Source organism: Streptomyces atroolivaceus, from assembly GCF_000717025.1.
Lineage (GTDB): Bacteria > Actinomycetota > Actinomycetes > Streptomycetales > Streptomycetaceae > Streptomyces > Streptomyces atroolivaceus.
The window spans coordinates 38,525-62,033 of sequence record NZ_JNXG01000004.1 but is presented as its reverse complement, the minus strand read 5'-3'; the positions used below and the strand labels follow the sequence as shown (position 1 = coordinate 62,033).

The following is a 23,509-nucleotide window of genomic DNA, read 5'->3' as shown; positions in this document are numbered from 1 at the left end:
TTACATGCCCCTCTCGCGGGGGCGCTGTTTCGTCGAGGACGCGGACTCCCACCTGCGGGGTCTCGGGCCGCGGCGACCGGTCGGTGACGGCCAAGAGACTTTCGGAGGCCGCTTCACCGGCGGTTCCTCCGACTTCTTCGCCCCTCCCATCCCGCTCAAGTCGGCAGGCACACCACGGCGGCTCCCGCACGAGCCAGGAGACCCATCCATGTCCAAGCGTGTCCTTCTCCCGTCCCTCCTCGGCGCCGCCGTCATCGGCGCGGTTACCACCGAGGGCCTCGCCATGGCCTCGACCGCCACGGAACCGACTGTGAAGAAGGAGTCGGTCCAAACGTCGCTCCCGAGGGCAGCCGTGCCGGGTCGCTCACCTTCACGGCGGAGGTGCACGATGATTCGGGTGTCCGCGGCCTCAAGGTCCTCGTGCGCCAGCACCGAGCTCGATCCGGCCAAGGCGGAGATGCGCGACGTCATGCGCCACGTGCCGCGGCACTACCGGCAGCACCGCTCGCTGTGTCTGCTCGCTGAAGGTCACCACCGAGGAGGCGGTAGAGCTGGAGCAGGGCACCTGGTACATCTCGACGCCGGCGACGGCGAACGACGGAGGCACGGTGTCCCAGCCCCGCGCCGCCACTTCGGCCTCTCCCACTGACGACCCGCCACCGGTGCCTCGGGCGGCGGCGAGGACGCCCCTGTCACAGCGGGGCGGCGGCGCCCATGTCACGCCGGCACGTCGCGCGGCCGGCGAAGCCTGCCGCAGGACGGCGTCCTGCTAATGTCCTGTCCGATATGCGGGAAGCGGACAACGGCGTCCTCGTCGCCCCTGTCCCCAGCGCCGCCGCGACAGAACCCATGCGGGCGTCCGGTGGGGTCGAGCAGGTCTCCGTGACCGCGCGGAACAGGCCGTCCACACGCCGGGCCTCGGTCGGGCGCGTGCCCCGAGGGGTGACGCCGTCAAGTGAGATTCCGGTAGGTACGGTGACAGCTGTGGGGCAAGGTCTCGACTTCGGACTGCTCGGTCCGCTCGAGGTACGGCGGGCGGGCACTGTCCTCGATCCGGGCCGCCGCAGGCAGCGACTGCTGCTGATTCGCCTGCTGCTCGCCGACGGCCGGGCGGTCTCTCCGCAGACTCTGTGCGAGGAACTGTGGCCGCCGCAGCCGGGACGGGCACCGGGCGCGGCACTGGGCTCCCTGCACGCCCACATCAGCAAAGTGCGCGCGATCCTGGAACCCCAGCACCTTCGCCGGCAGGGCGCCTTCGAGATTCTGGTCACCGAACCCCTGGGCTATGCCCTGCGCGTGCCGCCCGAGAACCGTGACACCACGCGCTTCGAGCGTGCCGTCGCCCAAGCGCACCGGTTCATGGACCAAGGCCGGCCCGACCGCGTCGTGGAGGAGGCCCAGAGGGCCCTGGACGTGTGGCGCGGCACGGCGTTCGCCGACGCCGCGCATCATCTGTTCGCCGCCCAGGAGACAGCACGCCTGGAAGAACTGCGGCAGACCACGCGCGAGATCCTCACCACTGGCCTCCTCATGCGAGGCCGGATCACCGAAGCCCTCAACGCGGCACAGGAGATGACCGCGCAGCACCCCCTGCGGGAAACCGGCTGGGCCCTGCTGCTGCGAGCCCTGTACCTCGCCGGCCGGCACCCCGAAGCGCTGCAGCGCTACACCGACGTGCGCCGGCACTTCGCCGACGAGCTCGGCCTCGAACCGGGCCCGGCCCTACGCGCCCTGCACCAGGGCATCCTCCACCATGACCTGCCGCCCATGGGCTCAGCCGACCGACCGTACGGTACGGTGACCGGGCACGGCCACCATCCTCTCGTGGCAACCACGTCCGGGGAGCCGGACGGGGGCGAAGCAACCTCGTCGCTCGACCCGGGCCCCGGCCCCGGCGACGACGCGGACGCCGAGTCCGACGCACGCGGCGCGGCGGTCGCGGATGGCGGAAGAACAGCTCCCCTGCCTCTGGCGCGTCCAGCGCAACTGCCGCGCAGCCTGCCGGTGTTCGTGGGGCGGGCCGCCGAGGGCGCGTGGCTGTCCGCCGTCAGCGGTGCACCGGGCCGCCCCGGACCGACCACTGCCCCTGCTGTGGTCATCAGCGGTGCTCCCGGTGTCGGCAAGACCACCTTCGCCGTGCACCACGCGCACCGCATCGCCTCCGCGTTCCCCGACGGGCAGCTCTTCGTCAACCTGTGCGGATTCCACCCGCACGCACCCGCCGTCGAGCCCGGTGACGCCCTGCACGGCTTCCTCACCGCCCTCGGCGTTCCCGCCCCACGCATCCCCGAAGACGTTGCCGACCGGAGCACACTCTTCCGTAGTCTCCTTGCCGACCGGCGAATCCTCCTGGTCCTGGACAACGCCCGCGACGAGCAGCAGGTGCGCCCGCTGCTGCCCGCAGGCGCGGGCTGCCTCACCCTGATCACCAGCCGCAACCAACTCCCCGGCCTCATCACCACCGACGGTGCCAAGCCCCTCAGCCTCCCGCTGCCCTCGCCGACCGAGGCGCACGAGGCCCTCGCACGGCGTCTGGGAGCTGAACGACTCGCCACCGAGCCCACCGCCACGGCCGAAATCATCCGCCTGTGCGGACGGCTTCCCCTGGCCATGGCCGTGGTTGCCGCCCGCGCGGAACTCGATCCCTCGCTCCCCCTCCACGTCATGGTCGACGACCTGCAGCACACCCAAGGCAGTCTCGAAGCATTCGCCGGCCCCGACACGACTACCGACGTGCGCAACGTCTTCTCGTGGTCCTACCAGTCCCTGGATGAGCACACCGCCCGGTTCTTCCGATTGCTGGCCCTGCACCCGGGCCCTCACATCACCGCCCCTGCCGCCGCCAGCCTCGCAGGCTTGTCCCTCCCCCGGACCCGCCGTGCGCTCGCCGGGCTGGTCAGCTCCTGCCTCGTGGAACAACCGCTGCCCGGCCGCTACAGCCTGCACGACCTCCTACGCGGCTACGCCACCGAGCTGTCCCACACGCACGACACCGGCCAGGGACGCCACCACGCCACTCTCCGGGTCCTGGACCACTACATGTTCACCGCCTGCGAGGCGAACGAGTTCCTCAAACAGGACACATCGCACGACCTCGAACTCGGTGCTCCCCGCTCGGGCGTCACTCCGGAAGAACTCACCACCGTCAAGCAGGCGACCCTATGGCTCACCGCCGAACACCACGTGCTGACCGGCCTGCTCCACACCGCCGTCAGCCAGAATCTCGACGATCACACCACCGGGCTCGCCTGGTCACTCAAGGAGCACCTCAACCGTCAGGAGTTCTGGCCCGAAGCCATCACCGCGCTGACCCCCGCCCTCGAAGTGGCCCGACGTCGGAACAACCCCCTCGAAGAGGCCCGTTGCCTACGGCACCTGGGTGGCATCCACGGCTACCTCGGCCATCAAGAGCAAGCTCTGAACCAGTTGCAACGCGCGACGGCGATCTTCGAAGAGCTCGACGACATCGGTGAACAGGCACGAGCCCACTACGTCACGGCGTGTGCGCTGTTCCTTTTCGGGCGGACCGAGGAAGCTGTGGCGGCCTCCGAGCGAGGACTGGAACTCTCCCGGGAGACGGGGGAAGAGTTGTGGTTGGCCGAGTGCCTCCTCGAACTCGCCTGGTTCCACTCCAACCTGGGGAACCTCGAGAAGAGCCTTCTGTACAGCGAGGAGGGCATCGCCCTGTTCCACCGCCTCGACGCGCCCTGGCAGCTTGCCCAGGGGTGGGACATCCTCGGCTACAACCTCCGTCTGCTCCGCCGCTACGAGGACTCGGTGACCACTTACCGGCAAGCATCGCGGGCGTTCGAGGAACTGGGCGACCACAGGAACGCCATCGGCACCCTCATGCGGCTGGGCGACACCCGGCTGGCCATGGGCGACAGCGAAGGCGCACGGGCGGACTGGGTCGACGCCCTCCAGAACGCCGACGCGCGGAAGATGTCCCACAGCGCACAGCAGGTCCGTGACCGGCTCACCGCCCTCGACAGGGATGAGGACCCTGCGCCCGCCGTGCCGGAGAGGGCGGTCGGGAATCACAAGCTCCCGGTTCCGAGGAACAGGAATCCCGCCTTTTGAGTGCTTCGGCCTGGATGTCCAGCGGATGGGGGCACCGAGTTGCAGACCGTAGGGCCGCAAGGACCTGATCGGAATTGGTCATGGGTAAGGGTCCAAGGCTTATCAAGCTGTCCCTGACGGCTCCGGCTACCGGCTGGGCCGTCCGGGACAGCATCTGCCCCGACGCCCGAGGACCGGCCAGTGCGGCAAGGCCCCGGCAGGTGAGGACTCCACGAGCTGGAAGCGGGTCACACGGTCGTTCCGAACGCGTGTCCCTCCGCTTTGAACGGCTGGCACCAGGCGACGGTTCACCTGCGCGGCGAACAGTGAACGACGGTGCTCAGGGCGAGTCGTCAGCAAGGTCGTTGCGGGCACTTGGGTGGCAGTGACCGCCCGTGCCCCGGAGACGCTGTGCGGTCCGGGGCACGGCTTCGTGACGTGCGCCAAGGGTCAGCGGACCTGCAGAATGTGCAGCGTTGCGTTGAGTCCCTCGACGTCTCGAATGCCTGACCACTTCGGCACGACCACCACGTGATCACCGAGAAGCATCTCGATGTTGTTGTTGCCGGAGGTGACCCGCGAAACCCTGGGAAGTCCGGGAGCCATGACGCCCGCGTTGGCGAAGCACGCGGTCTGGTTTCCGTTGTACCAAACCTTGACCAGGTCGGTTCGGTCGCCACAGGCGGTTTGATTGACCGCGGCCGCCGGCGAAGCGGGCAGAAGAGCGGTCACGGCGCCTGCTGCCAGGACCAGTCCGAGCCGGGAGATGGTGCGCTTCATGAGTGCTTTGTCCTTCCGAGAGTTGGGGTTGTGCGGAGCGAGACGATCGGAGCCGGAGCCGCCCACCGCCTTGCGTTCACATGGAGAGCAGTCCGCCGGCACACAGAATGGCGGGACGGATGAACGGTCTGTGTCGTGCGGCACATGGCACGGTCGGCAGGCGCGGAGTACGCCTGACCCACAGGCCTGCGTGCGTGGGCGTCCATCTGCTCAACGGCACGCGTCGGTCTTCGGTTCACACTGCGGGTGACAGCCGCGCCGGCCACCCGCACCACAAGGGCTGAAAGGGGTGGCCATCCGGATGACCACCTGCACCGGAGCAGCCGCTCAACAGTTCCATCCGAACGCGACCGAGGACTTGGTGGCCCAGTTCGCCGCCAAGTGCGTGGACCTCTACGACCGCCGGTCCGCCGACGGAACCCGGGCCGTCCTGTGGCCCTGCGCCGGCGCCGCGAACCAGACCTGGACCCGCCGATGATCGGGGCTGCGAAGCGCTCTTCGCCGAGACCCAGGAGTGCAGGGCGAAGATTGCCGCGCGGGGCCGGCCCGCTCGCCCAGCACGGCCGCCGCCCGAGTCTGGCCTGGCTCTCAGTGCGGCGGCACGCCGGGCGGTCAGCCGCAGGACTGACCGCGCCATGGTTACACCCCATGAATCCCCTGCTTCTCCAGCGCTCGGCGCAACGCCCGCATGGCGTAAAAGGCTCGGCTCTTGACGGTGCCGGCCGGTATGCCGAGATGCTCGGCCGCTTGGGCAACGCTGCATTCCAGGTAGTACATGAGGCGGATGACGGTTCGCTGCTGCTCGTTCAGCTCCCCCAGGGCCTGCGACACCACATGGGAGTCGATCGTGGGTGCCGTGTTGTCGCTGGAGACATCCAGCTCCTCGACGGGCATGTGCTCCAACGGCCTTATCTGGCGCGCCCGGTGGTGGTCGATGACGAGGTTCCTGGCCACGGTGAACAACCACGGTCTGAGGCTTTCGTGGCGGGTGCCCAGGAACCGGGCGTGTTTCCAGGCGCGGGCCGCGGTCTCCTGGAAGATGTCCTCCCCCTTGTGCCAGTCACCGTCCAGCAGGCGCGCGGCATACCGGATGAGCAGAGGGCCGTACTGGTCGTAGATGTCCCTGATGAAGGCGTCGCAGTCAGCCTCGGACGCGAGGTTCCGATCATGCGACCAAGTCGGAGCGGGGACAGTGGTCCCCGTTTCCATGATCCCGTTCATGCGTGGTGCTCGATCCTGTCCAAGTGCTCCGTGGCGTGCTCACCCGCATGCGCGGACGAACGGGTGACACAGTCGCCGGAAACCCTTGGCGAGACCTTGTCGCTTTCTTGCCGTCACCTGCTGTGGACCACAAGCCCTGGCACCTCTCGGATCACCACGTGGCTGACGGTCTACGAACACGGTCGGCGGTTCGTACCGGCACCGATCGCAGGCTTCAGACTTTCCGTGGCGTCGGTCACCGCGATCGCTTCGAGGCGCGGTACCCGGACCGGGCTCGAGCCCTCAGTACGTCAGCACAGCGGCCAGCGGGCCGCCGCCGAGGGCACGGACGTGATCGTGGCTTTCGCCGTCGAGGGGCCTGGCGCCGGAACCGGGCGCTTCATCTCCCGCCATGGCGAAATGCCCTGGTCCTGAGCGAGAGCCACCGTCTGGCTGTTGCAGCCGTGCGCTGCGCAGCGGCGCGCCGTCCTGACAGCGGACAGCGCTCGGGGCGGGCCGGAGCCGCCCTTACGGCCGTTCCGTAGGGGCCGGAGTGTTACTCCGGCCCACGGAGAGAGGAAGGTGACTACTTCTCGAGCCGCTCGTACACCTCGACGGCTGTGATCAGGTGGCCGACTGCGGGGGGATGTGCGGATCCGGACGTCTGCGGCAGCGGCGGGTTGATCCACTGCGCGGAGGAGGGTCGGCACATGTCGTGACCCCGGAACACCGACGAGGTGTCGACAAACTCGGCCTGCTTCGTGAGGGCTGCCGGCGCCAGCATGGAGTTCAGTCGGTGGGTGATGACCTTGGTGCGCAACGGGCATCGGTGCCGCCTCCTGGGTCACCACAGCCATCCGCCACCCAACGGCGAACTGTCACCGATCGGCGGACGCCGAACCGGGCACTCGCCCATGCCGCGCTCCTGCCGAACGAGGCGTCGCCCGCCTGAAGTCCTGACGGGCGACGCCTCGGCCGCTGAAGGCCGAACCGCATGACGGGCAACGCCGCCGCGGTCCTCACCCTGGAGAGGCAACGCTGGAAAAGCTCGATGAACCCATCGCAGCGACGTCATACAGCCGTGTGGACAACTGCAGCTGCACCCGGCCGCGCCTTCGCCTCCGGGACACGGTGGGTTCCAGAACCGGGTGCCTGCGCCGGCCGTCGCTGACGAGGAGCCGCTGTCACCTCATTCGCGGCGACGGGTGCTACCAGATCCTGATCTTCGTGATCTTGTGGATGGGCTCGCCAGGGACGTTACCGAAATGCCACTTCTCAACGGTCGCGCTGGTCGCCGGCGCCCCCAGCCTCGGCACGTACTCCAACGTGACCTTGTTGTCTCCGGTCCAGATCCGGTCCACGCCGTAGATCGCCACGCTCTGCACGCCCGCGTTGGCGAAGCAGAGGGAGCCGCCCGCGTTGTGAAGCGACAGGAGACCCAATCCATTGCAATCGGTGCGGTTGATGGCAGACGCCGACGAAGCAGGCAGCACAACGGCCATAGCTCCGGCCGCCGCGACTACCGCGAGGCGTGTGATGAAGCGCTTCACTGGTGAGTTGTTCCTTCCATGGTGTGGTGTGGTGCCGCCGAGGGCCACAGCGCGCGGCGGCATCGCAGGGACGCACGCGCGCCCAATCAGCGCAACGTGGGAAACGACGCTCCCGTTCACCACTTGAGCGCCCTTCGTCGGAGGCGGTCGCGATCTCCCCCAATGTCTGTTGGCCCCTCGCCCGAAGGCGCGTCTCCACGCTCCCGGCAGAGCGCCGGAACCGGTCGCGCCCCGCCGACGGAGCGCCCCCTGGCCACTCCACCCCGAGGGCCAGGAGTGTTCTGGGACCAGCTCGTCGTCGAGCGCGGCGGCAACTCACAACGGCTTAGCGTCAACCGCTGCCCCCATGATCCCCGGCGCCGTGGGGCGCGACACCAGCCGCCAGGGGGCCGCCGCCCCCAAAGACCCACCGAGTGGTCGGCCAGGCATCTGCTGGTCCCGCACATTGCCGTAGTACTGAACAGCCCCAGCGCTCTCCCGGACAGCTCAACGGCACGGGCGCCCAGCCCGTTGCGGGCCTCGCCCTGCCACTGTCACCCGATCAGTGGCCACGCTGAAAATGCTCACTGCTGGTCCGCGTCCGCACCGCCCACGAAGCCTTTTGCGATGACGCGTCGGCCGCTGACGGCTGAGAACGTGCTCGTGCCCGGCCGCGTAGTCGGCACTTTGTACGCCATCGCCGCGAGATGGCCTACGACGTCTCAGCTCGCCGTCCCTTATACCGGGCGCAGAAGACTGACCGGCGGGCAGCACAGGTCCGGACCGAGCCGAGAATCATCGACAACCCGTACGCGCAGTTGGCCGGCCCGCTGCACCCGGGGGCGGAAGGGGCCGACTCCTGCGTTCAGACTCTTTCCACCCGAATGGGATGGCCCGCCAGGAACTGGTCCATGTCGTCGACATCCGAGGTGAAGACAGTGACCTCGAGACCGCGTTCCGCCGTCTTGACGGCTACGGCAGCCAAGACGGCATCAATGGCGTACTCATGCCCGTGCAGCCCAGCAGTCTTCATCATGCTGCGGGCCAGGGAGATCACCTTGTCGTCGGTGTGCTCCACATCGATCCGGGACAACGCCCAGTCCCACAGCTCTTGGCGCGCACCCTGTTGAGGGTTCCACGCCTCCAGCGTGGTGTGCGCGCTGGTGACGACAGCGATGTCCAGCCGCGGCGCCGCCTTGATCAAGGCCGCCATCTGACGGTCGCCCCGGGCCGCCTTGGACAGCGCCTGGGAGTCGAGGACGAAGACGCGCCGACGTGCTGATGAGCCACCGGCGCGCTTCGAACGGCTCACGCCGCGGCGCCGGGCGAGCGCTTCTCGTCATGCCAGTCATCGATGGCCGCGATGCGCTCCAGCGCTGCCCGCTCCTCCTCGGCCGTGACCGAGCCGTACTCGTCCTCCAGGCGGTCCCCCAGCTCCCGGAGCCGGTCCATCGCGTCCTGATGGGCCGCGGCTGCCGCGATGTAGGCGGACACCCCCCGGGCATCGACCCGCCCCTTGATCGATTCGACCAGCTCGTCCGGCACCGTGATCGTGATCTTCCGAGTCGCCATACTCGAAGTATGCCACGAGTCGCACCCGCACGAGGCGCGCAACCACCAGTCGCGTGCGCGCACTTCCGCGCCGGTCGGAGCGAAGGGCGCTCCCGCATCTTCGTACATCGGCGGCCGTGAGGAGCATTCCACGACGCCCCCACGAAGGCATCGCCGCAAACCTCCAGCTCAAAGCCGTTTGGAGGTCAACCTCGATGCGCGAGAATCCGCGTTCGCCACAACCCGTGAGGCGGCCGCCCCACGCGAAAAGCCCCCGGAAAATGCGTATCCCCAGGTCAGAACGATTCTGCCCGGGGACGCTCGGTGGGGCGGGTGGGACTCGAACCCACGGCCGACGGATTATGAGTCCGCTGCTCTAACCGGCTGAGCTACCGCCCCGTTTCGGCGTGGCGCGTACAAGTGTGCGCGCCGTCTGCCGCAGCATAGCCGGTCATACGATCTCCTGCTGCGGATGGTCGGCTTCGCGTGACCATGAAGACAGCGCTGCATGCTGCCCGGTTCCAGGCGGCGCGGAATCACCCCGAAAGAGTCACGCGAGACCCCGGTCCGGGCACACGAAAAAGGACCCCGAAGGGCCCTCTCCCGCATCGCTCCCCCGACTGGACTCGAACCAGTAACCCTCCGGTTAACAGCCGAATGCTCTGCCAATTGAGCTACAGGGGATCGCGCTCCCCCGACTGGACTCGAACCAGTAACCTGCCGGTTAACAGCCGGCTGCTCTGCCAATTGAGCTACAGGGGATTGCTGCGGTGCCTCGAATCGTACCTACCTGGCTGCTGCCGAGCGGCGCGCGTTCGCTGCGACACATACATTAGCGCAAGCAGGGGGGTGCTCCGCCAATCGGTATCTCCCGGGGTGATCTCGGGTGTGTGCGGGTAGGCGGGCAGCACACGTCGCACGGAGCGAAGGAAGGGTGGCAGCCATGCGGTACCGGCTCACGTTCATCGCCGGAGTGGCCCTGGGTTACGTGCTCGGCACGCGAGCGGGGCGCGAGCGTTACGAGCAGCTGAAGAGGGCGGCGCAGCAGCTGGCCGAGAATCCCGCTGTGCGGAACGCGGCGGAGTCCGCCGCGCACGGCGGCCGGGACTTCGCCGGCAAGGCCTACCACTCGGTGAGCGAGAAGGTCGGGGACAAGGTCCCCGTGTCCGTCTCCGACCGTGTGCGTTCGCTGCGGGAGCGCAGCGGCCACAACGGCAGTGACGACTGGGGTACGACGAACACCTGAGGCCGGTTCCCGTGCCGGGCACACCGCCCGGTACGGGAACGGTCGCGGGTGCGGCAGAATCTTGTCCATGGGCATAGTGGCCGGCTTGGACAGTTCATCCGCCTTCACGCACATCGTCGTCTGCGACACGGACACCGGTGCGGTGCTGCGGCAGGGATATGCCGCGCATCCCATCGAGGCCAAGGCCTCCGAGGTGGATCCGCAGGCGTGGCTGCTCTCACTCGGTGAGGCGGCCTCCGGAGGGCTGCTCGAAGGCGTGCAGGCCATCGGCGTGTCCGCGCAGCAGCACGGCCTGGTGCCGCTGGACCATCAGGGCAACCTCGTACGGCCGGCGCTGCTCGGCAACGACCGGCGGGCGCAGGCCGCCGCAGCGGACCTGATCGACGGGCTCGGAGGGCGGCAGCCCTGGGCCGAGGCCGTCGGGGCCGTGCCGCAGGCGGCTCAGCCCGTGGCGAAGCTGCGGTGGCTCGTGCGGAGCGAGCCGGAGAACGCGCAGCGGGTCGCCGCGGTTCTTCAGCCCCACGACTGGCTGGTGTGGCAGCTCCTCGGCCGGCCCGCCCGCCGGACGACGGACCGCGGTGCGGCGTCCGGCACCGGTTACTGGTCGGCGGGCTCCGGGTCCTACCGGCCCGATCTCGTGGAGCTGGCGCTCGGCCATCAGGCCGCGCTGCCCGAGGTCCTCGGCCCGGCCGACGCCGCCGGCACGACGCCGGAGGGGCTGCTGATCTCGGCGGGCACCGGCGAGACGATGGCCGCGGCCTTCGGGCTGGGTGTCGCCGTCGGTGACGCGGTCGTGTCGCTGGGGGCCTCGGGCTCGGTGATGGCCGTGCACCACGAGGCGCTGGCCGACCCGACGGGGATGATCACCTCCTTCGCCGACGCGACCGGGATGCATCTGCCGGTGGTGCACACGTCCAACGCGGTACGCGCACTGCGCGGTACGGCCGAGATGCTGGGGCTGGAGGGTCTGGACGAACTGTCCGCGCTGGCGCTGAAGTCGACGCCGGGCGCCTCCGGGCTCGTCCTGCTGCCGTATCTGGAGGGTGAGCGCACCCCGCATCTGCCGCACACGGCGGGCACCCTGAGCGGGCTGCGGCGCGAGTCGATGAAGCCCGAGCACCTGGCGCGGGCCGCCTTCGAGGGGATGCTGTGCTCGCTGGCCGACGCGCTGGACGTGCTGCGGGGCCGTGGCGTGGAGGTTCGGCGGGTGTTCCTGCTCGGCGCGGCCGCCGAGCTGCCCGCCGTACAGGCTCTGGCGCCTGCGGTGTTCGGCACCCAGGTCGTCGTGCCGCAGCCCGCCGAGTACGCGGCGCTGGGTGCGGCCCGGCAGGCGGCGTGGGCTCTCGGGGTCTCGCAGGGGAAGCTCGATCCGCGTACTCCCCCGGCCTGGCAGGGCGCGGCGGCGCAGGTGCTGGAGCCGGGTGAGGAGCTTCCGGTGGGCCGGGCGGTGCGCCAGCAGTACGGAGCGACCCGGGACCAGGTCCACCCCGGGGCGTTCGGCGGAGCCGTCTGAGGAGCGCGGTCCCGGAATTTGACCGGGGCTTGAGGAAAAGCGATGGCAGTCGTGGTCCGGGGTGCCGGAGTATGGACCGGCCTCTGCCCTTCGCCGACTCCGAGAGACTCGTGTGCTCATAAAACTCCTGCGGACCTACCTGGGTCCGTACAGACGTCCCATAGTGCTGCTGGTGCTGCTCCAGCTCCTGCAGACGTGCGCAAGCCTCTACCTGCCCAGCCTCAACGCCGACATCATCGACAACGGTGTCGTGCAGGGGGACACGGGTTACATCCTGGAATTCGGCGCCGTGATGATCGTCGTCAGCACCGTCCAGATCGTCTGCAACATCGGGGCGGTCTACTACGGCGCCCGGACGGCCTCCTCGCTCGGGCGCGACGTACGGGCGTCGGTCTTCGGCAGGGTGCAGTCGTTCTCCGCGCGGGAGGTGGGACGGTTCGGGGCTCCTTCGCTGATCACCCGTACGACCAACGACGTGCAGCAGGTCCAGATGCTCGTCCTCATGGCGTTCACGCTCATGGTCTCGGCGCCCATCATGTGCGTCGGCGGCGTCATCATGGCGCTCGGCCAGGACGTCCCGCTCTCGGCGGTGCTGCTGGCCGTGCTGCCCGTGCTCGGCATCTCGGTGGGCCTCATCGTGAGGAGGATGCGGCCGCTGTTCCGCACGATGCAGGAGCGGCTGGACACGGTCAACCGCGTGCTGCGTGAGCAGATCACCGGCAACCGCGTCATCCGCGCCTTCATCCGGGACGGTTACGAGGAGGAACGCTTCCGCGGTGCCAACACGGAGCTGACGGACGTCGCGGTGTCGACGGGACGGCTGATGGCCCTCATGTTCCCGACGGTGATGACCGTGGTGAACCTGTCGTCCATCGCCGTGGTCTGGTTCGGGGCGCACCGCATCGACAGCGGCGGGATGCAGATCGGGGCGCTGACCGCGTTCCTCGCGTATCTGATGCAGATCGTCATGTCGGTGATGATGGCCACCTTCATGTTCATCATGGTGCCGCGCGCGGAGGTCTGCGCCGAGCGCATCCAGGAGGTCCTGGAGACCGAGTCGAGCGTGGTGCCGCCCACCGCTCCGGTCACGAAACTGATCGAGCACGGCCATCTCGAGGTACGGGGCGCGGAGTTCCGCTACCCCGGCGCCGAGGAGCCGGTGCTGCGCTCGGTCGATCTCGTGGCGCGGCCCGGCGAGACGACCGCGATCATCGGGTCGACGGGCAGCGGCAAGTCGACGCTGCTCGGACTCGTACCGCGGCTGTTCGACGCCACGGACGGCGAGGTGCTCGTCGACGGTACGGACGTGCGGACGCTCGATCCGGTCCTGCTGGCGAAGACCGTGAGCCTGGTCCCGCAGAAGCCGTACCTGTTCTCGGGGACGGTCGCGACCAATCTGCGCTACGGCAATCCGGACGCGACCGACGAGGAGCTGTGGCACGCGCTGGAGGTGGCGCAGGCGCGGGACTTCGTGGAAGGGCTGGAGCACGGCCTCGACGCGCCCATCGCACAGGGCGGCACCAATGTCTCCGGCGGCCAGCGGCAGCGGCTCGCGATCGCGCGGACACTGGTGCAGCGGCCGGAGATCTATCTCTTCGACGACTCGTTCTCGGCCCTGGACTACGCGACGGACGCCGCGCTGCGCGCTGCGCTGTCACGCGAGACGGCGGGGGCGACCGTGGTGATCGTGGCCCAGCGGGTGTCCACGATCCGTGACGCCGACCGGATCCTGGTGCTGGACGAGGGCCGCGTGGTCGGCGCGGGCAGCCACCACGAGCTGATGGACGGCAACGAAACCTACCGGGAGATCGTGCTCTCCCAGCTGACGGAAGCGGAGGCCGCCTGATGGCAGGACCGGGCGGACGGATGATGGCCGGAGGGCCCACCGAGCGGTCCATGGACTTCAAGGGGTCCGGGAAGCGGCTCCTGAGAAGGTTCAGCAAGGAGAAGTCCTCGCTGTATCTGATGCTGGGCGCCGGGACACTGAGCGTGGCGCTCTCCGTGGCGGGGCCCAAGATCCTCGGCGAGGCCACGGACCTGATCTTCGCCGGCGTCGTCGGACGGCAGATGCCTGACGGCACGACGAAGGAGCAGGCCGTCGACGGCCTGCGCGAGCAGGGCGACGGCGGGCTCGCCGACATGCTGACCGGGGTCGACTTCGTCCCCGGCGACGGCATCGACTTCGGAGCGGTGGGCCAGGTCCTCCTGGCGGCGCTGGTGGTCTACGTCGGCGCCGGGCTGCTGATGCTGGTGTCCACCCGGCTGTCGATCCGAGTGATCAACCGGGTCGTGTTCCAGCTGCGCGAGGACCTGCAGACCAAGCTGGCGCGGCTCCCGCTGTCCTACTTCGACCGGCAGCAGCGCGGTGAGGTGCTGAGCCGGGCGACGAACGACATCGACAACATCTCCCAGACGATGCAGCAGACGATGGGCCAGCTGATCAATTCGCTGCTGACCATCGTCGGCGTGCTGATCATGATGCTCTGGATCTCGCCGCTGCTCGCCCTGGTCGCGCTGGTGACGATCCCGTTGTCGGTGTTCGTCGCGACGTGGGTCGGCAAGCGGTCCCAGCCGCACTTCGTGGCGCAGTGGAAGGTGACGGGCAAGCTCAACGCCCACATCGAGGAGATGTACACCGGGCACACCCTGGTGAAGGTGTTCGGGCGGCAGGACGAGTCGGCGAGGGACTTCGCCGAGCAGAACGACGCACTGTACGAGGCGGGCTTCAGGGCCCAGTTCAACAGCGGGATCATGCAGCCGCTGATGATGTTCGTGTCGAACCTGAACTACGTGCTGGTCGCGGTCGTCGGCGGGCTGCGCGTGGCGTCGGGTGCGCTGTCGATCGGTGATGTGCAGGCGTTCATCCAGTACTCGCGGCAGTTCTCGATGCCGCTGACGCAGGTCGCCTCGATGGCGAACCTGGTGCAGTCGGGCATCGCGTCCGCCGAGCGGGTCTTCGGCCTGCTGGACGCCGAGGAGCAGGCGCCCGACCCCGATCCCGCGGAGCGGCCGGAGGAACTGCGCGGCAGCGTCTCACTGGAGAACGTGTCCTTCCGGTACGACCCGGAGAAGCCGCTCATCGAGGACCTCTCGCTGAGCGTGGAGCCCGGCCACACGGTCGCGATCGTCGGGCCGACAGGCGCCGGCAAGACGACGCTGGTCAACCTCCTGATGCGGTTCTACGAGGTGACGGGCGGCCGTATCACCCTCGACGGGGTCGACGCGGCGAAGATGTCACGTGACGAACTCCGTTCAGCCATAGGCATGGTGCTCCAGGACACCTGGCTGTTCGGCGGCACGATCGCGGAGAACATCGCCTACGGTGCCTCGCGCGCGGTGACCCGGGAGGAGATCGAGGAGGCGGCGCGGGCGGCCCACGCCGACCGTTTCGTCCGTACGCTGCCCGACGGTTACGACACGGTGATCGACGACGAGGGGGCCGGGGTCAGCGCGGGTGAGAAGCAGCTGATCACCATCGCGCGGGCGTTCCTGTCGGACCCGGTGATCCTGGTGCTCGACGAGGCCACCAGTTCGGTGGACACCCGCACCGAGGTGCTGATCCAGAAGGCGATGGCGCGGCTGGCCCACGGTCGTACGAGCTTCGTGATCGCGCACCGGCTCTCCACCATCCGGGACGCGGACGTGATCCTGGTGATGGAGAACGGCTCGATCGTCGAACAGGGCACGCACGACGACCTGCTGGCAGCCAAGGGGGCGTACGCCCGGCTGTACGCGGCGCAGTTCGCGCAGGCTCTGGCCGAGGTCGACTGACGGCCTCGTCCGGCGGAGGCACCACGGTACGGCCCGTTCAGTCCAGGTAGCCGCGGAGCTGGTCTGCGAAGGCGTGGTCCCGCAGTTTGTCGAGAGTCCTGGACTCGATCTGGCGGATGCGTTCGCGCGTCACGCCGAAGATCCTTCCGATCTCCTCGAGCGTGCGGGGCCGCCCGTCGTCCAGGCCGTACCGCAGCTGGACGACCTTCCTCTCCCGCTCCCCGAGGGTGGAGAGCACCGTCTCCAGGTGTTCGCGCAGCAGGAGGAAGGCCGCGGAGTCCACGGGCGAGGCCGCGTCGCCGTCCTCGATGAGGTCGCCGAACGCCACTTCGTCCTCCTCGCCCACGGGTGCGTGCAGGGACACGGGCTCCTGGGCGAGGCGCAGGACCTCGCCGACGCGTTCCGGCGTCAGGTCGAGCTGGGCCGCGACCTCTTCGGGGGTGGGCTCGTAGCCGCGTTCCTGGAGCATGCGGCGCTGGACGCGTACGACGCGGTTGATCAGCTCGACGACGTGCACCGGGACTCTTATGGTCCTGGCCTGGTCGGCCAGTGCGCGGGACATCGCCTGGCGGATCCACCAGGTCGCGTACGTGGAGAACTTGTAGCCCCGTGCGTAGTCGAACTTCTCGACCGCCCTGATGAGCCCGAGGTTCCCTTCCTGGACCAGGTCGAGCATGGTCAGCCCCCTGCCCACGTAGCGCTTGGCCACGGAGACCACGAGGCGGAGGTTGGCCTCGATGAGACGGCGCTTCGCCATCCGCCCCATGACCACGAGCCGGTCCAGGTCGACGGCGAGCCGGCTGTCGGGGTCGGGGGTGCCTGCGAGGCGTTCCTCGGCGAAGAGCCCCGCCTCGACACGGCGGGCGAGGTCCACCTCCTCGGCGGCGCTGAGCAGAGGTATCCGCCCGATCTCCCGTAAGTACTGGCGGAAGAGGTCGGACGTCGTGCCGCCTGCTTCCGGGCGGCCGCGCGGCTCGGAGGGCTCCACCGGTTCCTCCAGCACCGGTTCCGGCGTGCCCGCCGCCTCCGGGTGACGTGTGACCCGGTTCTGCGAGGGAATCGCCGGGACATGCTCGGTCGTGGTGGGCACGGTCCGGGTCTGCACGGGGGCGACCTCCAGGTGATCGCTGCCGGATCGCGGGGGAAGGAGGTCCGCCCCGGGCGGACCGGCCGCGCTCCGATGACTCAGGCACCGCCACCCAGTGTGGGGTACGACACATCGCTGCCACGAGGGGCGTGCGGTGACTTTTTGCGTCCGGGCCGTGACGGGGTGCTGATACGGCTCAGAGAGCGGCGGCGCCGTGGCTCCGGAGTGACTGGGCGTACTGCTGGAGGACCCAGACCTCGTTCTGCGCGGCGGCCAGATGGTCCGGGGCGACATTGCTGCCGAGCCGGGCGAGGCTGCCCTGTACGTCGTCGATCCTGCGGTCGACGGCACGCAGGCGGACCTTGACCAGATGCTCGCCCGCGTACGCCTCGTCGATGGACTTTCCGTGGAAGACCTCGACCGCGAGCTCCGTGACGAGCTTGCGCACCGTGTCGTCGGGGGTGGCGTCGAGCACCTGGACCAGGTATTCCCGGGTCTCGGCGACGCCCAGCTCCGCGCCGCCCGCCTCGGCGATGCACTGGCGCACCGCCGCGTACGGCGGGGCGGTGAACTCGTCGACGCCGTACGCGTCGAAGGCCGGGGAGACCAGGGCGGGCTTCTGCAGAGCGAGCTTGAGCAGCTCGCGCTCCGTGCGGTGCGCGGGGCTGCGGAGGTTGAGCGCGGGGCCGGACGCGGCGGGGGCCTGGACCTGCTGGTGCTGCGCGCCGGTACGGGAGGGGGCCGGCCCTGGTCCTCGCCGGTCGCCGCCCCGCCCGCGGGCCCACTGGGCGAGCTGGTTGACCCGGTGCACGACGTATTCCTGGTCCAGGATGCCGACGAACCCGGCCAGCTGGACCGCGACCTCACGCTGCACGCTGCTCGTCTTGATCTTGGCGACGACGGGCGCGGCCTCGTCCAGGGCGGCGGCGCGCCCCGCCGGGGTCTCCAGGTCGTAGCGGCCGACGATCTGGCGGAGCGCGAACTCGAAGAGCGGGGTGCGGGGCTCGACCAGGTCGCGGACGGCGTCGTCGCCCTTGGCGAGCCGCAGATCGCACGGGTCCATGTTGTCCGGGGCGATCGCGATGTACGTCTCGGCGGCGAACTTCTGGTCGTCCTCGAAGGCGCGCAGCGCGGCCTTCTGGCCGGCCGCGTCACCGTCGAAGGTGAAGATCACGCGGGCGCTGCCGTTGTCCATGAGGAGCCGGCGGAGGATCTTGATGTGGTCGCCGCCGAACGCCGTCCCGCAGGTGGCGATGGCGGTGGTGATCCCGGCCAGGTGGCAGGCCATGACGTCGGTGTACCCCTCGACCACGACGGCCCTGCTGGACTTCGCGATGTCCTTCTTGGCCAGGTCGATGCCGTACAGCACCTGGGACTTCTTGTAGATCGAGGTCTCAGGGGTGTTGAGGTACTTCGGGCCGTTGTCGTCGTCGCGCAGCTTGCGGGCGCCGAAGCCCACGACGTCGCCCGAGGTGTCGCTGATCGGCCACATCAGCCGGCCGCGGAAGCGGTCGATGGGGCCGCGGCGGCCGTCCTGGGAGAGTCCGGAGCTGATGAGCTCCTTGTCGCTGAAGCCCTTGCCGCGCAGGTAACGGGTGAGGTGGTCCCAGCCCGCGGGACTGTAGCCGACGCCGAAGTGGGCCGCCGCGTCCTGGTCGAAGCCGCGTGAGGCGAGGAACTTCCGGCCGATCTCGGCTTCGGGCCCGTTCAGCTGCTCCCGGTAGAAGTCGCCGGCGATCTTGTGTGCCTCGACCAGCCGGATGCGCTCGCCGCGCTGGTGGGAGGGGTTGTAACCGCCCTCCTCGTACCGCAGGGTGATGCCCGCCTTGGCGGCGAGGCGCTCGACCGTCTCGGAGAAGGTGAGGTGATCGATCTTCATCACGAAGGCGATCGTGTCGCCGCCCTCCTGGCAGCCGAAGCAGTGGAAGAGGCCCTTGCCCGGGCTCACCTGGAAGGAGGGGGACTTCTCGTCGTGGAAGGGGCAGAGGCCCTTGAGGTTTCCGCCGCCGGCGTTGCGCAGCTGAAGGTACTCGGACACGACGGCGTCGATCGGGACCGCGTCCCGGACCGCCTTCACGTCGTCGTCATTGATCCTGCCTGCCACGGGTGAAGTCTACGGGTGGACCCGGAGGTCCGGGACCGGCCGGCGACGGGTGGCCCGCCCGGGGCCGCCGGCCGGTCCCGGGGACCCGCCCACCGCTCAGAGCAGGGATTCCAGGGGCACCGACGGGTCGCCCAGGGTGTCCGGGTCGACGGGCCGGGCCGCCTTGATCAGCTTCTGGATGCTCTCGGTGACGTCCCACACATTGACGTTCATCCCGGCGAGGACCCGGCGGTCCTTCAGCCAGAAGGCGATGAACTCCCGCTTGCCGGCATCGCCCCGGATGACGACCTGGTCGTACGAGCCGGGCGGCGCCCAGCCGGAGTACTCGAGGCCGAGGTCGTACTGGTCGGAGAAGAAGTACGGCACCCGGTCGTACGACACGGGCTGGCCGAGCATGGCCTTCGCGGCGGCGGGACCGCTGTTCAGGGCGTTCGCCCAGTGCTCCACGCGGAGCCGGGCGCCGAAGAGCGGATGGTCCACCGACGCGATGTCCCCGGCGGCGAAGATGTGCGGGTCGGAAGTGCGCAGGGAGGCGTCGACGGCGACACCGCCGCCCTGGGACCGGTCCGCCATGGCGAGCCCGGCGGCTTCGGCGAGCGAGGTGCGCGGGGCCGCGCCGATCGCGGCGAGCACGTCGTGGGCGGGGTGCTCCTCACCGTCGTCGGTACGGGCGGCGAGGACCAGGCCGTCCTGTCCGGTGATCTCGGTGAGGCGGGCGCCGAAGTGGAAACGGACACCGTGCCCGGCGTGCAGATCGGTGAAGATCTGGCCGACCTCCGGGCCCACCACGTGGTGCAGCGGGGTCGCGGAGGGGGCGACGACCGTGACCTCGGCCCCGTAACCGCGGGCCGCCGCGGCGACCTCCAGACCGATCCAGCCGGCCCCGGCGATCACCAGGTGGCCGTTGTCGCGGCCGAGGGCGGCGAGGACGTTGCGCAGCCGGTCGGAGTGCGCGAGACGGCGCAGGTGGTGGACACCGACCAGGTCGGTGCCCGGGATGTCGAGGCGGCGGGGCTCGGCACCCGTGGCGAGCAGCAGCTTGTCGTAGTGGACGACCGTGTTGTCGCCGAGCTGCACCGACCTGCCCGCCCGGTCGATGGAGGTGACCACCTGGCCGAGGTGGAGCTCGATGTCGACCCCCGCGTACCAGGCGGTGTCATGGACGAAGACGGAGTCACGTTCGTCCTTGCCCAGCAGGTAACCCTTGGACAGAGGCGGGCGTTCGTACGGATGATCGCGCTCGTCGCCGATGAGGATCACCCGGCCGCTGAACCCTTCGGCCCGGAGTGCCTCGGCCGCCTTCGCTCCGGCGAGTCCTCCGCCGATGATGACGAACGTCCGATGTGCGTCGACCACTTGATGCCTCCTCGGTACTTGCTGCGCGGCGCCGCCACCTGCGAGCGTCCCGCACGCAGCGTGATGACGAAAGAGGGTGTGCCCCGATCAGGTCCCGGCCACGGGCATGTGGCCCGGTCATGGTCCAGTCTGCCCAACGCCCGTGAGTGTTCCGTGAAGGGACCGCGCGGACGCGTCCGTCAGTGCGGCGATCTGGTCGACGAGTACCCTCTTGCGCGCCCTGTCGTCGGGGGCCGCGGCGTACAGGGCGCGGAACTGCGGCTCCAGTCCCTCGGGCGCGCGGGCGGTGAGGGCGGCGGCCAGCTCGGCGATGACGATCCGCTGGTCGGCGCGGATGGCCTCCTGCTCGGCGCGCTGCATGACGTAACGGTCCGCGACGGCCTTGAGCACGGCGCACTCGTTGCGCACCTCGCGCGGGACGACGAGCTCGGCCCCGTACCGCGCGAGCCGTCCGGGCCCGTACGCGGCGTGGGTCGCGGACTCGGCGGCGAGGCAGAACCTGCCGATGAGCTGGCTCGTGGCGTCCTTCAGCCGTGCCTGGGCGACGGCGGTGCCGTCGTAGCCGTGCGGCCACCACTCCTGTTCCGTGAGCCGATCGAGGGCGTCGGCGAGCTCCTGGGGGTCGGTGTCCGCCGGGACGTACCGTCCGACGGCGACGCCCCAGATCTCGGCGCGCTCCGGCTCGGAGAAGAGGCAGCCGGGGTCGATGTGTCCCGCGTGCAGTCCGTCCTCGAAGTCGTGCACCGAGTAGGCGACGTCGTCGGACCAGTCCATGACCTGGGCCTCGAAGCATCTGCCGTCCTGCGGCGCGCCCTTGCGGACCCAGGCGAAGACCGGCAGGTCGTCCTCGTACACCCCGAATTTCGGCGAGCCGGGGTCGGTGGGGTGAGCGCCGCGGGGCCAGGGGTACTTGGTGGCGGCGTCCAGGGCCGCCCGGGTCAGGTTGAGGCCCACGCTGGCGAGCTCCCCGGTGCGGGGGTCGCGGACGAAGCGTTTGGGTTCGAGACGGGTCAGCAGGCGCAGCGACTGGGCGTTGCCCTCGAAGCCGCCGCAGTCGGACGCGAAGTCGTTGAGCGCCTGTTCGCCGTTGTGGCCGAAGGGCGGGTGGCCCATGTCGTGGGAGAGGCAGGCCGCCTCCACCAGGTCGGGGTCGCAGCCGAGCGCGGCGCCGAGCTCCCGGCCGACCTGGGCGCACTCCAGGGAGTGGGTGAGACGGGTGCGGGGGCTGGCGTCCCAGGCACGGCTGCGGGTGCCGGGCGTGACGACCTGGGTCTTGCCGGCGAGCCTGCGCAGGGCGGCGGAGTGGAGCACCCTCGCACGGTCGCGCTGGAACGCGGTGCGGCCGGGCCGTTTGTCGGGCTCGGTGTCCCAGCGCTCGGTGTCAGCGGTGCCGTAGGGCGTGTCCCTGGAGTCGTGCGTACCGTCCATGTCCCCGACAGTAGACCGGCGGGCCGACAGGGAGGGTCAGGCCGAGGCCAGGAGGTAGGGGGGCGTCAGGACGCCGTGTGCGGGCGCGGTACCGGCCACGGCCTGGTCGTAGCGGTGCAGCACGAGGCGTGCCATGGCCGGGTGCGCGCCGAGCGGTGCGGCGGCGATCCCGGGGGCCGCCGCGGCCGAGACGGTCGCGAAGCGGCCGGGGGCGGTGAAGTACGAGGCGACGGCGACGCGGTGGCGGCCGCGGGCTGCGAGTGCCCGCAGGGCCGTCGGCACGTCGGGGGTGGCCGCCGAGGCGTACGCGGGTATGACGGGCACCCCGCCGAGGCGGTCGCTGAGCATGGCGGCGGTACGCCGGGCGTCGACGTCCGAGTCGGGATCGCGGGACCCGGCGGCGGCGAGCACGACGGCGGCGTCGCGGCTCGGACCGTCCTCGCCGGGCCACCCGGCCTCGACGAGACGCTCGTACAGGGCCTCGACGAGCAGCGGGTGCGGTCCGAGCGGGGCGGCCACACGGGTCCGCAGGTGGCGCGCGGCAGCCGCTGCGCGGGGCAGGTCGTGCCGGACGTGGTGGCCGCGTCCGAGCAGCAGCGGTACGAGGACGGCGTCGCCCCGGCCGATGCCGTCCAGGGTGTCCGGCAGCAGGGGTTCGTTCAGCTCTATGTGGCCGAGCCGGACGTCGAGGAGGGGCCGCAGCTCCCTTACCCGGTCCAGGAGCTCCAGGACCGTGCGCAGGGCCTGCGGGTCCCGGCTGCCGTGCGCGACGGCGACCAGGGTGGGGGCGGATCTCCGGATGCGGTGCATGGGCCTGCGGGTTCCGTTCGGGGAGACGAGGCTGAGCTGGGTTCCGAGCTGGGTGGTGATGCGGGTCAGGAGTTGCGCCGTGCTGTCGAGGGGCAGGGACTCACGAGGGTGTTCCGGTGCCGTCTCCGTCATGGACCGATCGTGCCCGGTGGACGTTGCCGGGCCGTTTCGCACCGGTGACGGGTGTTTGCCTCTGTCTCACGGGAGGGACACCGGCGGTGTCAGTACCTGTTCACACCGGCCGCGAACCTTTCGCCCTCGTCGTTCGTCCCTTCCATGATGGATCAGGTACGAGCGCGGGGGGGCGCGGCATGCGGCTGGGGACACCGAAGGGGCTCGGCCGTGCGCGGAGGGCTCTGGGACGCATGACCGCCGCGCGGCCGCGGCTGCCGCGGACCCGGCGCGGGCAGCGGCTGCTGGTGCAGGCGCTGATGGTCGTCTGTGTGGTGGCGCTGGCGCCCGCGACCTGGCTGCGCACCACGGCCGAGGCGAGGGTGCGGACGACGGCCGACGCCCCGGCTCGGCAGGTCGCCGTGGTCTTCGGGGCGGGGCTTCGGGAGGGCCGTCCGTCGCCGTATCTGGCACACCGGCTGGACGCCGCCGCCGAGCTGTACACGGCCGGCAAGGTCCGGGTCGTGCTCGTCACCGGGGACAACAGCCGCCCGGAGTACGACGAACCGGATGCCATGCGCACGTATCTCACCGCGCGCGGGGTGCCGGACGGCCGGATCGTCAGCGACTACGCGGGCTTCGACACCTGGGACTCCTGCGTCCGGGCCAAGAAGATATTCGGCGTGGACCGGGCCGTCCTGGTGAGCCAGGGCTTCCACATACGGCGGGCGATCGCCCTGTGCCGGTCCGCCGGGATCGACGCCTACGGGGTGGGCGTCGACGCCGTACACGATGCGACCTGGTACTACGGCGGGACGCGGGAGGTGTTCGCGGCGGGCAAGGCGCTCCTGGACGCCGTGTTCGAGCCGGATCCGCATTTCCTGGGCCCGCGGGAGCCGGGGGTGACGGAGGCGCTCGCCGGCGACCTCACGGCGGCGGGCGGGGCGGGCTGAGGTGCGCGTAC

The 23,509-nt window shown here is 70.0% G+C and carries 20 protein-coding genes and 3 tRNA genes; 9 read left to right on the top strand and 14 right to left on the bottom strand.

Annotation, left to right across the window (positions count from 1 at the left end):
* Window positions 1–204 precede the first annotated feature (204 nt).
* From OO67_RS40785 to OO67_RS11795, 3 genes are all read left to right on the top strand, one after another.
* A complete protein-coding gene (locus OO67_RS40785) occupies window positions 205–525 on the top strand; it encodes a DUF5707 domain-containing protein (protein ID WP_382055873.1) in 321 nt (106 codons plus the stop codon).
* Window positions 441–773: a DUF5707 domain-containing protein gene (locus OO67_RS40450; protein ID WP_341864641.1), complete on the top strand. Its 333-nt coding sequence runs from the start codon at window positions 441–443 to the stop codon at window positions 771–773. Before OO67_RS40785 ends, OO67_RS40450 begins: the two co-directional genes overlap by 85 nt.
* A gap of 211 nt (window positions 774–984) precedes the next feature.
* Window positions 985–4,080: an AfsR/SARP family transcriptional regulator gene (locus tag OO67_RS11795; protein ID WP_051709300.1), complete on the top strand. Its 3,096-nt coding sequence runs from the start codon at window positions 985–987 to the stop codon at window positions 4,078–4,080.
* A gap of 429 nt (window positions 4,081–4,509) precedes the next feature.
* Here the strand turns inward: OO67_RS11795 and OO67_RS11790 are convergent, their stop codons facing one another.
* Window positions 4,510–4,839 (bottom strand): beta/gamma crystallin domain-containing protein, encoded by a 330-nt coding sequence (locus OO67_RS11790; RefSeq protein ID WP_051709298.1) that lies wholly within the window; start codon window positions 4,837–4,839, stop codon window positions 4,510–4,512.
* A 289-nt stretch (window positions 4,840–5,128) separates the two neighbouring features.
* On the opposite strand from OO67_RS11790, the gene OO67_RS11785 reads away from it, so the two are divergent.
* On the top strand, window positions 5,129–5,317 hold the full coding sequence (locus tag OO67_RS11785) for a ricin-type beta-trefoil lectin domain protein (protein ID WP_051709297.1): 189 nt from the start codon (window positions 5,129–5,131) through the stop codon (window positions 5,315–5,317).
* 161 nt (window positions 5,318–5,478) lie between these two features.
* On the opposite strand, the gene OO67_RS11780 is transcribed toward OO67_RS11785, so the two are convergent.
* The 8 genes from OO67_RS11780 to OO67_RS11740 all read right to left on the bottom strand — a co-directional run bounded on the left by OO67_RS11780 (window position 5,479) and on the right by OO67_RS11740 (window position 9,881).
* Complete coding sequence (locus OO67_RS11780) at window positions 5,479–6,060, bottom strand: sigma-70 family RNA polymerase sigma factor (protein WP_033299584.1); 582 nt, start codon at window positions 6,058–6,060, stop codon at window positions 5,479–5,481.
* A 565-nt stretch (window positions 6,061–6,625) separates the two neighbouring features.
* Window positions 6,626–6,859: an SGNH/GDSL hydrolase family protein gene (locus OO67_RS11770; RefSeq protein WP_033299581.1), complete on the bottom strand. Its 234-nt coding sequence runs from the start codon at window positions 6,857–6,859 to the stop codon at window positions 6,626–6,628.
* A gap of 388 nt (window positions 6,860–7,247) precedes the next feature.
* A complete protein-coding gene (locus OO67_RS36450) occupies window positions 7,248–7,589 on the bottom strand; it encodes a beta/gamma crystallin domain-containing protein (protein WP_051709296.1) in 342 nt (113 codons plus the stop codon).
* An 844-nt stretch (window positions 7,590–8,433) separates the two neighbouring features.
* Window positions 8,434–8,880, bottom strand: a complete 447-nt coding sequence (locus tag OO67_RS11760) for a hypothetical protein (protein ID WP_033299580.1) — start codon at window positions 8,878–8,880, stop codon at window positions 8,434–8,436.
* Window positions 8,877–9,140, bottom strand: coding sequence for a hypothetical protein (locus tag OO67_RS11755; protein WP_033299579.1), 264 nt, complete (start codon window positions 9,138–9,140; stop codon window positions 8,877–8,879). Before OO67_RS11755 ends, OO67_RS11760 begins: the two co-directional genes overlap by 4 nt.
* A gap of 304 nt (window positions 9,141–9,444) precedes the next feature.
* A tRNA-Ile gene (locus tag OO67_RS11750) sits at window positions 9,445–9,518 on the bottom strand.
* Window positions 9,519–9,730: 212 nt separating this feature from the next.
* Window positions 9,731–9,803, bottom strand: a tRNA-Asn gene (locus OO67_RS11745).
* A gap of 5 nt (window positions 9,804–9,808) precedes the next feature.
* Window positions 9,809–9,881 (bottom strand) — tRNA-Asn (locus OO67_RS11740).
* Between the two features lie 181 nt (window positions 9,882–10,062).
* Between OO67_RS11740 and OO67_RS11735 the strand changes: the two genes are divergently transcribed.
* From OO67_RS11735 to OO67_RS11720, 4 genes are all read left to right on the top strand, one after another.
* Window positions 10,063–10,365 carry a hypothetical protein gene (locus OO67_RS11735; RefSeq protein WP_033299577.1) on the top strand — a complete coding sequence of 101 codons (303 nt, stop codon included), beginning with the start codon at window positions 10,063–10,065 and terminating at the stop codon, window positions 10,363–10,365.
* Window positions 10,366–10,432: 67 nt separating this feature from the next.
* Window positions 10,433–11,878, top strand: coding sequence for an FGGY family carbohydrate kinase (locus OO67_RS11730; protein ID WP_033299575.1), 1,446 nt, complete (start codon window positions 10,433–10,435; stop codon window positions 11,876–11,878).
* A 112-nt stretch (window positions 11,879–11,990) separates the two neighbouring features.
* A complete protein-coding gene (locus OO67_RS11725; protein WP_033299572.1) occupies window positions 11,991–13,724 on the top strand; it encodes an ABC transporter ATP-binding protein in 1,734 nt (577 codons plus the stop codon).
* Window positions 13,724–15,649, top strand: a complete 1,926-nt coding sequence (locus tag OO67_RS11720; RefSeq protein WP_033299570.1) for an ABC transporter ATP-binding protein — start codon at window positions 13,724–13,726, stop codon at window positions 15,647–15,649. Before OO67_RS11725 ends, OO67_RS11720 begins: the two co-directional genes overlap by 1 nt.
* A gap of 37 nt (window positions 15,650–15,686) precedes the next feature.
* On the opposite strand, the gene OO67_RS11715 is transcribed toward OO67_RS11720, so the two are convergent.
* The 5 genes from OO67_RS11715 to OO67_RS11695 form a co-directional block, all read right to left on the bottom strand.
* On the bottom strand, window positions 15,687–16,754 hold the full coding sequence (locus OO67_RS11715; protein ID WP_033299568.1) for an RNA polymerase sigma factor: 1,068 nt from the start codon (window positions 16,752–16,754) through the stop codon (window positions 15,687–15,689).
* Window positions 16,755–16,932: 178 nt separating this feature from the next.
* Entirely contained in the window at window positions 16,933–18,840 is a 1,908-nt protein-coding gene (dnaG, locus tag OO67_RS11710; RefSeq protein WP_033299567.1) for a DNA primase, read from the bottom strand.
* Window positions 18,841–18,936: 96 nt separating this feature from the next.
* The gene (locus OO67_RS11705) at window positions 18,937–20,196 is read right to left on the bottom strand and encodes an NAD(P)/FAD-dependent oxidoreductase (RefSeq protein ID WP_033299565.1); all 1,260 of its coding nucleotides are present in this window, start codon (window positions 20,194–20,196) and stop codon (window positions 18,937–18,939) included.
* 117 nt (window positions 20,197–20,313) lie between these two features.
* A complete protein-coding gene (locus tag OO67_RS11700; protein ID WP_033299564.1) occupies window positions 20,314–21,624 on the bottom strand; it encodes a deoxyguanosinetriphosphate triphosphohydrolase in 1,311 nt (436 codons plus the stop codon).
* Window positions 21,625–21,660: 36 nt separating this feature from the next.
* Complete coding sequence (locus OO67_RS11695) at window positions 21,661–22,566, bottom strand: sirohydrochlorin chelatase (protein WP_033299563.1); 906 nt, start codon at window positions 22,564–22,566, stop codon at window positions 21,661–21,663.
* 179 nt (window positions 22,567–22,745) lie between these two features.
* Between OO67_RS11695 and OO67_RS11690 the strand changes: the two genes are divergently transcribed.
* Window positions 22,746–23,498, top strand: a complete 753-nt coding sequence (locus tag OO67_RS11690) for a SanA/YdcF family protein (protein ID WP_033299562.1) — start codon at window positions 22,746–22,748, stop codon at window positions 23,496–23,498.
* Window positions 23,499–23,509: the final 11 nt, after the last annotated feature.

What these genes read in the sequence shown, in the direction of transcription:
- OO67_RS11700 (WP_033299564.1), bottom strand. Translation starts at nt 21,624, where the DNA reads ATGGACGGTACGCACGACTCCAGGGACACGCCCTACGGCACCGCTGAC.
- OO67_RS11790 (WP_051709298.1), bottom strand. Translation starts at nt 4,839, where the DNA reads ATGAAGCGCACCATCTCCCGGCTCGGACTGGTCCTGGCAGCAGGCGCC.
- OO67_RS11695 (WP_033299563.1), bottom strand. Translation starts at nt 22,566, where the DNA reads ATGACGGAGACGGCACCGGAACACCCTCGTGAGTCCCTGCCCCTCGAC.
- OO67_RS11735 (WP_033299577.1), top strand. Translation starts at nt 10,063, where the DNA reads ATGCGGTACCGGCTCACGTTCATCGCCGGAGTGGCCCTGGGTTACGTG.
- OO67_RS11720 (WP_033299570.1), top strand. Translation starts at nt 13,724, where the DNA reads ATGGCAGGACCGGGCGGACGGATGATGGCCGGAGGGCCCACCGAGCGG.
- OO67_RS11690 (WP_033299562.1), top strand. Translation starts at nt 22,746, where the DNA reads ATGCGGCTGGGGACACCGAAGGGGCTCGGCCGTGCGCGGAGGGCTCTG.
- OO67_RS11780 (WP_033299584.1), bottom strand. Translation starts at nt 6,060, where the DNA reads ATGAACGGGATCATGGAAACGGGGACCACTGTCCCCGCTCCGACTTGG.
- OO67_RS11730 (WP_033299575.1), top strand. Translation starts at nt 10,433, where the DNA reads ATGGGCATAGTGGCCGGCTTGGACAGTTCATCCGCCTTCACGCACATC.
- OO67_RS11755 (WP_033299579.1), bottom strand. Translation starts at nt 9,140, where the DNA reads ATGGCGACTCGGAAGATCACGATCACGGTGCCGGACGAGCTGGTCGAA.